At 70.2% G+C, this 13,867-nt stretch carries 15 protein-coding genes and 1 pseudogene; 11 read left to right on the top strand and 5 right to left on the bottom strand.

Annotated features, from left to right (window positions below; all coding sequences use genetic code 11):
* Positions 1-114 precede the first annotated feature (114 nt).
* Positions 115-1,113 carry a hypothetical protein gene (locus tag CF165_RS11230; protein ID WP_093947417.1) on the top strand — a complete coding sequence of 333 codons (999 nt, stop codon included), beginning with the start codon at positions 115-117 and terminating at the stop codon, positions 1,111-1,113.
* A gap of 62 nt (positions 1,114-1,175) precedes the next feature.
* On the opposite strand, the gene CF165_RS11225 is transcribed toward CF165_RS11230, so the two are convergent.
* Both CF165_RS11225 and CF165_RS11220 read right to left on the bottom strand, forming a co-directional pair.
* A complete protein-coding gene (locus tag CF165_RS11225) occupies positions 1,176-1,394 on the bottom strand; it encodes a hypothetical protein (RefSeq protein ID WP_093947416.1) in 219 nt (72 codons plus the stop codon).
* A gap of 77 nt (positions 1,395-1,471) precedes the next feature.
* On the bottom strand, positions 1,472-1,987 hold the full coding sequence (locus CF165_RS11220) for a hypothetical protein (RefSeq protein ID WP_093947415.1): 516 nt from the start codon (positions 1,985-1,987) through the stop codon (positions 1,472-1,474).
* Between the two features lie 207 nt (positions 1,988-2,194).
* Here CF165_RS11220 and CF165_RS11215 point away from each other — a divergent pair, with 207 nt between their 5' ends.
* Entirely contained in the window at positions 2,195-2,476 is a 282-nt protein-coding gene (locus tag CF165_RS11215; RefSeq protein WP_093947414.1) for an early set domain-containing protein, read from the top strand.
* 3 nt (positions 2,477-2,479) lie between these two features.
* On the opposite strand, the gene CF165_RS11210 is transcribed toward CF165_RS11215, so the two are convergent.
* Positions 2,480-3,175 carry a LysR substrate-binding domain-containing protein gene (locus CF165_RS11210; RefSeq protein WP_093947413.1) on the bottom strand — a complete coding sequence of 232 codons (696 nt, stop codon included), beginning with the start codon at positions 3,173-3,175 and terminating at the stop codon, positions 2,480-2,482.
* 42 nt (positions 3,176-3,217) lie between these two features.
* Between CF165_RS11210 and CF165_RS11205 the strand changes: the two genes are divergently transcribed.
* The 9 genes from CF165_RS11205 (at position 3,218) to CF165_RS11165 (ending at position 11,851) form a co-directional block, all read left to right on the top strand.
* Positions 3,218-3,589: a DUF5997 family protein gene (locus CF165_RS11205; RefSeq protein ID WP_205660821.1), complete on the top strand. Its 372-nt coding sequence runs from the start codon at positions 3,218-3,220 to the stop codon at positions 3,587-3,589.
* A 12-nt stretch (positions 3,590-3,601) separates the two neighbouring features.
* A complete protein-coding gene (locus CF165_RS11200; RefSeq protein WP_093947411.1) occupies positions 3,602-4,819 on the top strand; it encodes a kynureninase in 1,218 nt (405 codons plus the stop codon).
* 421 nt (positions 4,820-5,240) lie between these two features.
* The gene (locus CF165_RS11195; protein ID WP_093947410.1) at positions 5,241-7,664 is read left to right on the top strand and encodes a sensor histidine kinase; all 2,424 of its coding nucleotides are present in this window, start codon (positions 5,241-5,243) and stop codon (positions 7,662-7,664) included.
* Positions 7,665-7,718: 54 nt separating this feature from the next.
* Entirely contained in the window at positions 7,719-8,144 is a 426-nt protein-coding gene (locus tag CF165_RS11190) for a roadblock/LC7 domain-containing protein (RefSeq protein WP_003097762.1), read from the top strand.
* The gene (locus tag CF165_RS11185; protein WP_093947409.1) at positions 8,141-8,512 is read left to right on the top strand and encodes a DUF742 domain-containing protein; all 372 of its coding nucleotides are present in this window, start codon (positions 8,141-8,143) and stop codon (positions 8,510-8,512) included. Before CF165_RS11190 ends, CF165_RS11185 begins: the two co-directional genes overlap by 4 nt.
* Entirely contained in the window at positions 8,493-9,083 is a 591-nt protein-coding gene (locus tag CF165_RS11180; protein WP_205660820.1) for a GTP-binding protein, read from the top strand. The genes CF165_RS11185 and CF165_RS11180 overlap by 20 nt, the downstream gene beginning before the upstream one ends.
* Positions 9,084-9,415: 332 nt before the next feature.
* Positions 9,416-10,366: a hypothetical protein gene (locus CF165_RS11175; protein WP_093947408.1), complete on the top strand. Its 951-nt coding sequence runs from the start codon at positions 9,416-9,418 to the stop codon at positions 10,364-10,366.
* 37 nt (positions 10,367-10,403) lie between these two features.
* Complete coding sequence (locus CF165_RS11170) at positions 10,404-11,033, top strand: hypothetical protein (RefSeq protein ID WP_093947407.1); 630 nt, start codon at positions 10,404-10,406, stop codon at positions 11,031-11,033.
* The gene (locus CF165_RS11165) at positions 11,030-11,851 is read left to right on the top strand and encodes a hypothetical protein (RefSeq protein WP_093947406.1); all 822 of its coding nucleotides are present in this window, start codon (positions 11,030-11,032) and stop codon (positions 11,849-11,851) included. Before CF165_RS11170 ends, CF165_RS11165 begins: the two co-directional genes overlap by 4 nt.
* 296 nt (positions 11,852-12,147) lie before the next feature.
* Here CF165_RS11165 and CF165_RS52515 read toward each other — a convergent pair.
* Positions 12,148-12,290, bottom strand: a pseudogene (locus CF165_RS52515) (HNH endonuclease); the annotation flags it as partial.
* A gap of 58 nt (positions 12,291-12,348) precedes the next feature.
* Positions 12,349-13,620, bottom strand: coding sequence for a group II intron reverse transcriptase/maturase (gene ltrA / locus CF165_RS11160; RefSeq protein ID WP_093947405.1), 1,272 nt, complete (start codon positions 13,618-13,620; stop codon positions 12,349-12,351).
* Between the last annotated feature and the right edge of the window lie 247 nt (positions 13,621-13,867).

Here is a 13,867-nt window from a genome sequence, read left to right as displayed (position 1 = left end):
GGCCAGTCCGTGGCCAGTCCGGCGGAAAATCGGCCTGCCGCAGGCCTTTTCCGCTTCCCCGGCTGACCGACCATTCCCCCGTCGGCGCAGTAACTGACGGCATCCGGAGGAAAGTTGCTCCCCAGCACGCTCCCGCCGAACGAGCAGGCCGAGGTGGCGGTGCTCCGCCGGCTGGCGCGCGACGGCCTGCTCGCCAGCTCGGCCTCGTCCGCTTCGCCCGGCCGGCTCGCCCGGCTGCGCCGCGCGGTCTACACCGTGGCGTGGCCCCTGGTCTTCGCGCGGATCACCAAGCCACTGGAACAGCAGCGCCGCCACCCGGACTGCACGAGACGGCTCGAGTCGATGCGGCCGGACTGCCTCGACCGCTTCCACGACGACGTGGAAGCGGTGGTGGAGCACGCGCTGCGGCGCGCGACCGACCCGATCGAGAACCTGGAGGGCTGGCTGGCGACTCGCCTCACCCCGGCGACGGTCGACGCGCACCGGCGGCGGCGCGGCGAAATCGGGGCCCTGCAACGGCCCCGCCTGCCGGCCTGGCTGGCCGACGCCCTCGGCGGCGACCGGTGGCTGGGCGACCTCGCCGTGCAGATCCTGGTCTGGGCCGGGGTGCCCTCGACCGCGGGCGCCGAGCTGTGGCCACTGGACGGCTGGGCGGCGCGCCGTGCCGCGGTCACCGGCGAGCCGGTGGCCGGCCGCGACACCCTCGACCGCGAGGTGCGGACGGTCCTGGCGGCCATGCGCACCCGCCCGAAGTGGCACGCCGAGCACGTCGAGCGCCCGCTGGGGCACAAGCAGGCGCCGGTCGCGCCGATGCCTGCGGACAACGCGGCCGAGCTGCCGGCACTGGACCTGGCCGGCCCGCACGAAGCCGAGGACACCCGGCTGTCCGGGCTCGCCGAGCAGGCGCTGCACGCGATCGAGGCACGCCTGGACCGCGGCGAAGCCGCCCAGGCGGCGGTGACCGCGGTGGTCCGGCTGGTGTTCGGCGCGGGCGAGCCGGGACCACTGCCCGCCCGCGGCTCCCCCTGCGACGACTGGCTGGCCACCGCACTGGCCGACGAAACCCGGCTGGCGGAGATCGTGGCGACAGCACTGGCCATCCTCGGCCGCTGATCACCGGCGCCGCGGTGTCGTGAACGACTCGTTCACGACATCCGGCGACATGAACGACTCGTTCACGACATCCGGGTCCGCGCCGCACTTTCGTCCGCGCCGGGGCCGTCGCCGGCCGCCGACTTGCGGCGGGCGTCGAAGACCGCCGCCAGCACCTCGGGCGGGCAGCCCGCGGCGCGGGCCCGCGTCCCGGCGGCCACCAGCTCGGCCAGCAGGAGCGCGCGCACCGCCGCGCGGGTCGCGTGCGGAAGTCTCGTGCGCGGGGCCGCTGGTTCGGTCACCCGGCCTCCTCTCGCCCGGGGCCGGCATCCGCCGGGCCCAGCCTTCACCTGACGGACACGCGTCCGCACCAACGATTTCAGCGCCACCACGACGGCGGCGGCACCGGGAGCCGCAGCGGGCGGCCGGGGTGGCAGCCCGTCCAGCTGTCGGCGAGCCGCCGGGTCAGCGCGACCGGCCCGAGCAGGCTGTCCTCCCACACCGGGGTCAGCTCGCCCGCCCGGCGCAGGACGGCTTCCGCGGTGCCGCAGCAGGAAACGATCGCGGCGATCGCGGCGTCGGCCCGCTCGACGGGCCAGGCGACCGCGCCCGGCGGCAGCCGGGCCGGGATGGCCAGGCCGGTGCCGACGGTGCAGTTGCGTGCCAGCTGCGCGGCGAGGTCGAACTCGACCGCTTCGGCGTGGCACTGCCGGGCGCACCACCGGGGCGAAACCACGGCGGCGTGCAGGCCGGCCACCCGGGCGGCGACCAGCCCGTCCCACACCGTCAGGAGCACCGCTCGCGTGTCCGCCGGATGGAGGGCGGCGAGCTCGTGGGCGACGGCGCCGAGCCAGGCACGCGGGTCCTCGACATGACGATCAACGGTGACAGTCACGGCAGTCAGTCTCGCACCTGAGCGCACGTCCGGCAGCAAGATGATCATGGTTCGCGGCAGGACCACCCGGTCGGTGGCGAACCGTTGAGCGGCGCCGTCCCCCCATCGGGCACTGCACGTGACCGAATCGTCACAGCTGTGTCATCATGTCGGCGCTCAGTGCCGAGCACGCCACCCCCGACCCGTCCGCGAAAGGCCAGCACAACCGTGATCAAGATCAGCAAGAGCCGGGCCGGCACCCAGCGCGTCACGTTCAGCCTCCCCGCCGGAGCGCCGCCCGGCCGGGTGAGCGTCGTGGGTTCGTTCAACGACTGGACGCCCGGCCGCCACCACCTCACCCCGCGGTCGAACGGCCGCCGCTCGGCGTCGGTCGACGTGGCACCCGGCACCGTGCTCGAGTTCCGCTACCTCGGGGAGAACGGCCTCTGGTTCGACGACCCCGACCTGCCCGACCGCGCCGACGGCAACTGCGTCTGCGCGACCTCCTGACGTTCAGGCCCGGCCGCGGCGCTTGCCCGTGCTGCGCCGGGCCGGTTTCGCCGCCGCGGGCTTGCGCGGCTGCCGCTGCGCGCGCTTCTTCTCCGGGGGTTGCTGCGGGCGGCCGCGCGTGCTGTTGACCGTGCGGCCGCGGACGATCCCGATGAACTGCTCCATCAGGTCCGTCGTCTCCTCCTCCAGCCACGACAGCGCGACGCTCGACTGCGGCGCGTCCACGACCGGCCGGTAGGTGAGGTCGCGGCGGTGGTGCAGCCGGGCGAGCGACTGCGGGACGACGAGGACGCCGACGCCGGCCGCGACCAGCTCGATGGCGTCCGCCGTCGTCTCGGGCCGCGAAACCGCCGGGCGCCCAGGCCGGGTTTCCCACTCCAGCGTGTCGTCGAGGGGGTGCAGCACGACGTCGTCCGCGAGGTCCGCCGCCGACACTTCGTCCGCCGCCGCGACCAGGTGGTCCTTGGCCACGACGACCACCGACGTCTCGGTGTAGAGCGGGATCGCGTGGAGGCCGTCGCGGTCGACGGGCGAGCGCAGCAGTGCCGCGTCGGCATCCCGGGCACGCAGCAGGCCGGCCGCGTCGACAGCGGCGACCGGGACGAGCACCAGCGGGACCTCCGGCACCCGCTCGGCCCAGGTCCGCACCCACTTGGCGGGAGTCGCGCCCGGGACGTACGCGAGCTTGAAAGAGGTCACCGGGTCAGGTTACCGGGGGTGACGCTGGCTACCCTGGACGGCATGACGTCGCACAAGACCGCCCAGACGATGAAGCCCGCGACGGCGGCGAAGAAGCTGGGTGTGTACCTCGAGGCCACCCCCGCGGAGTTCCAGGAGGGCGTCGTTTCGCGCGACGAGCTGAACGCGCTGCAGGCCGACCCGCCCGAGTGGCTGCGCGAGCTGCGCCGCACCGGCCCGCACCCGCGGCCCGTGGTCGCGGCGAAGCTGGGCATTTCCATCGGCGGCCTGACGCGCGGCGGGATCACCGAAGCGCTCACCACCGAGCAGATCGACGCGCTGAAGACGGAAAACCCCGACTGGCTGGTGCGGGAACGCGCCACCCAGGCCGAGGTCCGCAAGGAAGCGGTGCGGGTCAAGGAAAAGCACGACTGAGCCGGTCCGGTCATGGACATCTCGCCCGAAGGAGCGAAGCGGCTCGACGCCACCGACGAGCTCGCCGCGTTCCGCGACCGGTTCGTCCCGATCACCGACGCGAGCGTGGTCGCCTACCTCGACGGGAACTCCCTGGGCCGCCCGTTGCGGGCCACCGCCGAGCGGCTGCGGAACCTTGTCGCCGAGGAGTGGGGCTCCCGGCTCATCCGGTCGTGGGAAGAACGCTGGCTCGCGCTGCCCGAGGAGATCGGGGACGAGCTGGGACGCGTCGCGCTCGGGGCCGCGCCGGGGCAGACGATCGTCGCCGATTCGACGTCCGTGTGCCTCTACAAGACGCTCCGGTCGGCCGTCGCGCTCCGGCCGGGACGCGACGAGATCGTCACGGACACCGCGAACTTCCCCACCGACCGGTTCCTCGTCGAGAGCGTCGCCGCCGAACTCGGCCTGACGCCGCGGTGGATCGAGACCGGCCCGCTGACCGGCGTCCGCGCCGAGGACGTCGCCGCGGTCACCGGCCCGCGCACGGCGGCGGTCGTCCTGTCCCATGTGGACTACCGGTCGGCGGCGATCGCGGACCTGGCCGCCGTCACGCGGCTGGTGCACGAACGCGGCGGCCTCGTCGTGTGGGACCTCTGCCACAGCGTCGGCGTGCTCCCGGTCGGACTGGACGCGGCGGGCGCCGACTTCGCCGTCGGCTGCACGTACAAGTTCCTCAACGCCGGGCCCGGCGCGCCGGCCTTCCTCTACGTGAACGCGCGGCACCACGAGGCGTTCGGCCAGCCCATCACCGGCTGGATGGGCGCGGCCGACACGTTCGCCATGGCGCCGCGCTACGTGCCGGCGCCGGGGATCCGGCGGGCGCTGTCGGGCACCCCGCCGGTGCTCGGCATGGCAGGCGTCCAGGAGGGGGTCGCGCTGCTGGCCGAAGCGGGGATCGACCGCGTGCGGGCCAAGGCCGTGGCGCTGGGCCGGTGGGTGCTGGCCCTCGCCGACGCGTGGCTCGTCCCGCTCGGGTTCACGATCGCCTCGCCCCGCGACGACGACCGGCGCGGCGGCCACGTCACGCTGCGGCACCCGGACGCCGAGCGGCTCTCGCGCGTGCTCATCGAGAACGGCGTGCTCATCGACTTCCGCCGCCCCGACGGCATCCGCATCGGGCTGAGCCCCCTCACGACCGGCTTCGCCGAAGTCCGGCAGGCCATGGCGCGCGTGCGGGAACTCGCCGGCTGATCTCCGCCCGGACTCAGCGGACGAGGTCGCCCAGGACGCCCGTGCAGAAGTCGTGCCCCTTCTCGCCCACGCCCACGGACACTCCGCGCAGCGAAGTCGAGGAATTCGATTTCACCCGTTCGGCCCAGTAAGCCGACGTTGAAATGTGTCCCAAGCCTGCTACCTGAGGAAATGCCGGTGATCGTCCCGGAGCGCTGAGTAAACAGCGTTCGCGGCCTGCCGGACGAGTGTCCGCCAACCGGGTCACAGCCACAGCCCTTCCTGGGTTCATGGTAAAAATCTGGCCCTGATCGATTCCGCGGCAACACGGAGGGTGAGGCGAAGACGGGTGACGGCGGCCGCTGTGTCCCATCGTCGTGTCCGCTTCCTCGTCCGGGTCCCCTTTCCTCGCCGACCGTCACTCAGGAGTTCGTGAACCGCCGTGCTGAACAAAGACCCCAGGGACGAGTCGGACAAGCCGTACGACAAGTCGATCCGCAAAAGGCTGACCAGGACCGTTCTCATTCCCAGCGTGACGCTGCTGGTGCTGTGGATCGCGGTCTCGTCCTACTTCCTCTTCAATGGCGTTTACGTCCGGTTGGTCGCGGCTTCCGTGCGCGAGGTGTCGATCCCCGCCGCCACCGCGCTGGCCGAGTTCCAGAAGGAACGCCAGACCGCGCTGCAGTACCTGGACGACCCGGCGCAGGGCCCAGCGAGGCTCCAGCAGCAGCAGCGGGCGACCGACGAAAAGCTCTCCGCGCTGAAGGACGCCTTCGCCGCGACCATCTCCAACGCGCCCGACGAGATCGCGTCCAAGGTCAACGCGCTGAAGTCGCAGTTCGACCAGCTGCCCGTGCTGCGCTCGCAGATCAGCTTCCGCAGCATCGACCGCGCGCAGGTCAACAGCTACTACAACGGCGTGATGGACACCGCGTCCAACCTGTTCGACACCCAGGCCCGTGTCGTGCCCGACGCCGAAGCGGCGACCGGTGGCATCACGGCGACCTCGGTCTTCCGCGCCGGTGACATGATGTCGCGTGAGACGTCGCTCGCCTCGACGGCGTTCTCGTCCGGGACGTTCGCGCCCGACGACTTCGCGCAGTTCGCGCAGCTGTCCGGGCTCTACCGGACCCAGCTGGCCCAGATCGCGCCGTTCCTCGACCCGGGGGTCCGCGACAAGTACCGGGCGCTGACGACCAGCACGGCTTGGCGGCAGCTGGCGACCGCCGAACAGGCGCTGGTGAAGCACGGCCCGTGGTCCACCGGCGAGCAGAACACCGTGCCGGTGGCCGAAACGGACTGGGAGAACGCGACGACCCAGGTCGCCCAGAGCCTCAACGATCTCGCCATCACCCAGGCGGACAAGGTCTCGGCGGCCGCGATCGACTCCGGCGACGCCCAGCTGCGCAACGTGATCATCGGCAGCATCCTGGCGCTGCTCGCGTCGCTGGCGGCGATCATCGTGGCGGTGCGGGTGTCCCGCTCGCTCGTCGACCGCGCGCTGATGACGCGGCTTGCCCGGCTGCGCAACGACTCCCTCGACCTCGCCCGCAACCGGCTGCCGAACATCGTGGACCGGCTGAAGAACGGCGAAGCCGTCGACCTGAAGGAAGAACTGCCGCAGCTCGACCACGGCCGGGACGAGATCGGCCAGGTGGCCGAGGCGTTCAACGTCGCCCAGCTGACCGCCGTCAACGCCGCGGCCAGCGAGGCCAAGGCCCGCAGCGGCGTGCACAACGTGTTCCTCGGCATCGCGCACCGCAACCAGGTCCTGGTCCACCGGCAGCTGCAGATCCTCGACGAGATGGAAGCCCGCGAGGACGACTCGACGCAGCTGGCGTCGCTGTTCCAGCTCGACCACCTCGCCGCCCGCGCCCGCCGCACCACCGAGAACCTGATCATCCTCGGCGGCAAGCAGCCGGGCCGCCGCTGGCGCAAGCCGGTGCCGCTGATGGAGGTGCTGCGCGCGGCCGTCTCGGAAACCGAGCAGTACGCGCGGGTCCAGGTCGAGCAGGTGCCCGACGTCGCGATCGTCGGCGCCGCGGTGGCCGACACGATCCACCTCGTCGCCGAGCTGGTCGACAACGCGACGTCGTTCTCGCCGCCCGGCTCGCCGGTCGAGGTGACCAGCCGCCGGGTCGCGCGCGGCGTCGTCGTCGACGTGTCGGACCAGGGGCTCGGCATGAAGGACGGCGTCCGCGACTGGGCCAACGCGATGATGGCCGAGGCACCCGAGTTCGACGCGATGGCCCTGCGGGCCGACTCCAGCCTCGGCCTGTTCGTGGTCGCGCGCCTGGCGGCCCGGCTCGGCATCACCGTCACCTTCGACCCCTCCCGCTACGGCGGCCTCCGCGCCACCGTCCTCATCCCCACCCAGCACCTGGCCGGACAGGACGCCGACCAGGCCGACGACACCGGTTCCACGCCCGCGGAGGACACCGCGGTCCTCGCCCCGGTGGGCGGCCCCGCGCCGCAGGCAGCAGAAAGCTCGCTCCGCACGATGGACACGCCCAGCTCGTTCAGCGGCCAGATCCCGATGAAACGAGACACCAAGCCCCGGCCCTACCCGGCACGCGCCCTCACGCCGCCCGACGCTCTGCCCTCCGTGCCGGTGGCGACGCCGGAACCGGAACTGGCGCCCGCCGCCGACCCGGCCAACGCCGCGAACGCCGCAAACAACCAGCCGACCGATGACCGGCCCCGGCTGCCCCGGCGTGAGCCCCAGCAGAACCTCGTCGCCCAGCTGGAGAACGAACCCGACGACAGCGCCGAGGATGTCGTGGCGCCGGGCGAAGGCACCGCGCGCACGCTCGCGGCGTTCCACAAGGGCACCCGCCGCGGGCGCGGCGGGCCGGACGACGCGTAATCCGCGACAGCACACAGGAAAGTCCACACACCGAAAGTCAGGGTCTGACGTCGAATGAACGAGTACGGGAACCCCAAACCCGATCTCAACTGGTTGCTCGATGACATGGTGAACCGCGTGGTCGGCGCGCAGAACGCCATCGTGCTGTCCGCCGACGGGCTGCTGATCGGCAAGTCGGCGGGCATGGGCAAGGACGACTCGGACCAGCTGTCGGCCATCGCCTCCAGCCTGCAAAGCCTCGCCAAGGGGGTGAGCAAGCAGTTCAACCGCGGCCCGGTGCTGCAGAACATGATCGAGATGGAGCGCGGCTACCTGTTCGTCTCGGCGGCGGGGCAGGGCGCCTGCCTCGCCGTGCTGGCCGCGGACAACGTCGACGTCGAGATGATCGCCTACGAGATGAGCCGGCTGGTCAAGCGGGTCGGCGACTACATGGCGTCCGCGCCGCGAGAAGCGGCGTCGGTCCTGCGGGAGGCCACATGAGTGCCGATGACGGCTGGTACGACGAGGCTGCCGGGCCGCTGGTCCGGCCGTACACGATCACGAGCGGCCGGACGCCGGCCGAGAACGCGCGGCTCGACCTGTCGACGCAGGTGATGACTCTGCGCTCGGAGCAGGAGCCGGCCGGGCTCGGCCCGGAGCACCAGGCGATCGTGCAGCTGTGCCGCCATCCGGTGTCCATCGCCGAGATCGCGGTCTACGTGAAGATCCCGCTCGGGGTCGTGCGCGTGCTCGTCGGCGACCTGATCGAACGCGGCCTCGTCATCACGCGGTCGCCCACCCATAACCCGGCGCAGTCGCCGGACCTCGAAACACTCCAGGCGGTTCTCGATGGCCTCATCAAGTACTGACCCCGCGGGGGCGGAGCTGGTCCCCACGCCGGTCAAGATCATCATCGCGGGCGGCTTCGGCGCCGGGAAGACCACGATGGTCGGTTCGGTCAGCGAGATCCCGCCGCTGACCACCGAAGAGGTGCTGACCGAGGCGAGTGCCGGGGTGGACGACCTGTCCGGCGTCGAGCGGAAGACGACCACGACGGTCGCGCTGGACTTCGGCCGGATCACGATCTCGCCGCGGCACGTGCTGTACCTGTTCGGGACGCCGGGGCAGGCGCGCTTCTGGTTCATGTGGGACGACCTCGCGCGCGGGGCCATCGGCACGATCGTGCTGGTCGACACGCGCCGGCTGGAAACCAGCTTCGCCGCGATCGACTTTTTCGAACGCCGGAAGATCCCGTTCGTCGTCGCGGTCAACTGCTTCGACAACGCGCCGCGCTACACGACCGACGAGATCCGCGAAGCCCTGGTGATCCCGGACCGCGTGCCGATCGTCATGTGCGACGCCCGCGACCGGGACTCGAGCAAGCTCGCGCTGATCCGCCTGGTCAAGCACGCGATGACGGTGGTGCCGGCGCGGGTCTGATGTCCACTCCGTGTCCATTCGATGTCCGGTCATGTCCGGTCATGTCCGGACTGGACAACGCCGGTGTCCGATGTGCCCCTCCGTGTCCACGCCGGACACCGGCTACCCACATGGCGCAATTGACTGGACCACCCGGGTGCAGATTTTTAGTTGAGCAAGCATCCACCTGATAACATCCGGGCGTGACGAGCCACGTGCCAGGAATTCCCGAATATATAAGGGAAAACTATCCGGCACAGGGTCGGCTCTTCGGTGACTTTCTGTGTGGACTTTGGTCGACGGCGTGTGACGCGCTCGAGGTCCCGGTCGAGCAGTCCGTCCGGACGACCCGGATGCTGCGCGCCCTGCTGCCCCCGTGGGCGCACGAGCGGATCGGGCCCGCGCCCGCCCAGCCGTCCTATGTGGCGGACGACGGGTTCCCGGCCGAGATGTCGGTGAACTGGTCCGGCGGGCGGCCGGAGCTGCGCGTGCTGTTCGACAGCCTCGGCCACGACCTGGTTTTCCCAGGTGAAAGCGGTTTCGCCGCCCGTCGGCTCGAGCGCGTCCACGAGACGTTCACGCCACGGGCGGGCCGTCCCTCGCCCGCGCCGCTGTGGCATTCGATCGCCTGGCGTCCGCCGTCCGGCGTGGTGCACAAGACCTACTTCGGGCTGTACTCGTGGCCCCACGCGCAACGCGAGACGGCCGTGGCCGAAGCCATGGCCCAGCTCGGCCTGGGAGCCGCCTGGGAAGACGCCCACCGTCGCATCGAAACCGTCGAAGGCGACCGGGAGATCGAATTCTTCGCCGTCGACTTGGCCGGTGAAACCCGGGCCAGGGTGAAGATCTATTACCGCAACCACGCGGCCGGCCTCGCGGAGGTCGGCCGCGTCGCGGCGGTGGCGCTGCGCCACGACCCGGAGGAGGCCCAAGCGGCCTACCGGGTGCTGGCCGGCAGCCGCGCCGACGCCGGCGAGGGCGCCCTGACGTGCCTGGCGTTCCGGTCCGGGGTGGACCGTGCCGCCGAGTCCACGACGTACCTGCGGCTGCCGGATCTGGCCCAGGACGACCAGGAAGCCGTGGAGCGCACCGCGGCGCTGCTGCACGACGAAGGCGTGGACCCCGGCCGGTTCCGCACGCTCGCCGCCGCGCTGGCACCCGGCCCGCTGTCCGGCAGCCGGGGTGTGCTGGAGCTGGTCAGCTACCGCGCGGCGGGCCGGCGCGGCGACGTCACCACGTACTTCCGGTTCCCCGTCTACGACCGGCCCGGTCCCTCTCCGCTCGCCCCTGTCGATCTTGCCTAGAGTTGATCTCCGGCAACACCAAGGTAAGGAGCCGATCGTGACCCAGCAGGACGTCGAGCGCGTCGCGCGCCACAACGAGCAGCGGCAACGCGAGTACGAGTCGTCGGACCTGATCCGGCTGCTGACCGGCGAGGACACTCCCGCGGAGACGAAGAAGGCGGTGCTCACGTACCTGCAGCCGTGGTCGAACGCCTTCCAGCGGATGATCAGCGCGCGCGTCACCTTCGAGAGCGACCCGGAACTGCGGGCGCTCGCGTGCGAACACCAGCAGGAAGAGGTGGGCCACGACCGGATCCTGGCGCGCAGCCGCGCGGACGACCGGGAGCTGGTGTGGGATCCGGTGATCGAGATGGGCGCGTCGTGGTTCGTGGACCAGTTCGCGATCCTGCCGGGCGTGCAGCGCGCGGTCCTGGCACACCTGGCCCTCGAGGCGGGCAGCCTGGTGTTCAGCCAGGCGGGCACGAAGGCGTTCCCGGACGACGAATACTTCGACCTGCACGACGAAGCCGACGTCGAGCACCTGGAGATGGGCTACGAACTGCTGCGGCGGCGCCAGGACTGGACCGCGGACGCGGTGATCGCGGTGCTGGACCGGGCGTGGCAGGTGATCGGCGTGGTGTCGGACCGCATCGCGGAGTGCGCCCGCCGCGATACGGTGGCGGCATGACGACGACCGAACCGGCGACCAAGGCCCGCGCGATCGCCACCGAGGCCGCTGAATCGTATCGGGAACTGTTCGGTTCGCGCTTGATCGGCGCGTACGTACTGGGCAGCCTGTCGTACGGCGGCTACTCGGCGGCGGTGAGCGACATAGACCTGGCCCTGGTCCTCACGGAAGTCCGGGAAGGCGACCCCTCGGCGGTGGCGGCGGCGACGGAGGCCCTGCAGGAGCGAAGCCCGTTGCACCGCAAGCTGTCGGTGTTCTGGGCGTCCCTGCCGGCCTTGCGCAAGGGAGAGGACGACGGCCGTTTCCCAGCCCTGGACCGCCTGCAGCTGGCAGAGCACGGCCGCGTCCTGCTGGGCGAGGACGTGACGGCCGAGGTGGCCCGCCCGGCCGCCGAAGAGCTGCTGCTGGAGAGCGCCCGGTTCGCCGTGGCGGTCTTGGCGACCGACGAGGTGACGGCGGAGTTCCGCACCCCCCGCCGCCTCCTGGCCGACAAGGTGTGGTTCACGAAGGCGGTGTTCTTCCCGGTCCGTTTCCTGTATTCGGCAACGACGGAGACCGGCCGCGCGGCCACGAACGACGAAGCGCTGGAGTGGTATCTGGCCCAGCCGGAAGCGCCGTCGAAGTCCTTGGTCCGGCTCGGGGCGCGAGTGCGGGAAGGTCAGCCGTTGGATGCGGACGAGGCCGGTCCCGAGCTGGCTGTGGGCTTGGTTCCGTTGTACCGGTACTACATCGAGGCCGAGGTCCGGCGGTTGCGGGAGGTCGGTGGTCCCGGGGATCTCGTTGCCGCCTTGACGGACTGGAGCGAACGCCTGGGGTGACGACGTGGTGCGATGGGGTGGCCGCTGGTTCGGGCGGGTTGGTGGCGGTCCGAAGTCCGTTAGCGGCAAGCCTTTCCGGCTGAGCGGCACGCCGATCGCACCGCCCGTGGGCGGCTAGGACAGTGGCTTGAAACCTGTGGGTAGCAAGCCTTCGGCATCGAGCGGCAGGCTGACTCACGCCGCTGACACCGTGCGCGCCTGAGCCTCAAAAGCCTTCGCTGCCTTGCGTAGCCACGCCTCGCGGACGTGGGTGTGGGCCCGTAGCCGTGTGGCTGCGGGCCTGTCCCATGCTGTGGTTATGCCGCGAACGGCAAGGGTTGGTGCAGGTTGTTGCGCCTCGGTTTTCGCTGTTGTCCAAGAACACCGGCGGTAAGAACTCCGGGAGGCCGTCGGTGGCGACGCGGACTTGCCATCCTGAGCGGTGCAGCAGCCGGTGGTGAGTCGGCGGCGGGATTTCACCCGCCGCCGCTCTCAGAACCGTGCGTGACACTCTCGCGTCACACGGCTCCCGTTGTCGAACCTGCCGGGAGTGCGCCGTGGCGCCAGTGGATGAACATGCCCGGGTAGTTTGTGGCGATCTGGGCGATTCGCCGCCGAGCTTTGGCTGGCCAGCGGTGCAGATGTTTGAACTTGCGCATGGCCCACCGGACCAGATGGGGATTGATCCGGTCGGAGAGGAAGCTGATCAACAGGGATTTGTAGAAGTGCCCGTAGTAGTTGATCCAGCCGGCCACGATGCGGTTGATCATCGCAGCGACTTCTCTGAAGCTCAGGTCGGTGCGCCGCCCCAGCCGCCATCCGCGGATCACTGCCGCCATCGACTTCTTGGCAGCCTTGCTCACCGCGGGCAGGAAGCCGGATTTCCAGCGACCGTCTCGCAGTCGTGCATAGCGAGGCCGGAACGTGAAGCCCAGGAACGTGAACTCGACCCCGTAACGCGGGTCCTGGGTTCGTTGTTCCTGAACACAATGCACGATCTTGGTTTTCTGCGGATGCAGTGTCAGGCCAAGACGCGTGAACCGCTCCGCTATCGACCTTTTGATGTAGAGCGCTTGTTTCTCGCTCACGCAATGCACGATCACGTCATCGCAGTACCGTTCGAACCTGACCAGGGGCTGCATCCGGGCCAGCCAGTCATCGAACGCGTAATGCATGAACAGATTCGACAACAAAGGCGAGATCGCAGACCCCTGAGGAGTCCCCCGACCTCTGACCACCAGGGTTCCGTCCTGTTGCTGGACCGGGGCCGTGAGCCACCGCTGCACATACAGCAGCACCCACGGTTTGTCGGTGTGCTTTCCGACGGCACGCAGAATCGGTTCGTGTGGCACATTGTCGAAGAATCCCTGGATGTCGATGTCGATCACCCACTGACTCTGCCAACACCGTTTCCGGCACGTCTCGACTGCGTCCAGCGCCGACCGCGCAGGCCGGTAACCATAGGAATCCTGGTGGAACACCTGTTCCGCCGAGGGCTCCAATGTCATGGCCACCACGGTTTGCGCGATCCGATCTGCCACGGTCGGGACGCCGAGCACCCGCACGCCACCGCCCGCCTTCGGGATCTCCACCGCCCGGACCGGCGGCGGGAAGTAGCTTCCCGACGACATCCGGTTCCAGATCTTGTACAGGTTCTTCTTCTCGTCCCGCGCAAAATCCACCAGCGACTGCCGGTCCACCCCGGCGGCACCCTTGTTGCTCCTCACTTTCAGATAAGCTTCCCATACCATCATTTTCGGAATATCAAACGCCTTGCCCGACGATCCCATTACAGGAGCTTCGTCACTACTACGGGTCGATCCGCCTCCCTGCCCGGCCACCGACACCCGAACCTCTTGCAGCTCTTCACTGCTTGAAGCTCAACCTCTCGACACCAGCCACAACCAGCCGATACCCATTTCCGCGCGAGGGATTCTCCCGTTCCATACCGAAGCCTGATCCAGACTCACGCCGTCTATATGCCGGACACCGCCAGGTCAATAAACAGGCACCCACCTGACTTATCCCGGGATAACC

Origin of the sequence: Amycolatopsis vastitatis (assembly GCF_002234595.1) — a bacterium.
GTDB lineage: Bacteria > Actinomycetota > Actinomycetes > Mycobacteriales > Pseudonocardiaceae > Amycolatopsis > Amycolatopsis vastitatis.
Note: the sequence above shows the minus strand (reverse complement) of the source record. Positions and strands in the feature narration are given on the sequence as shown.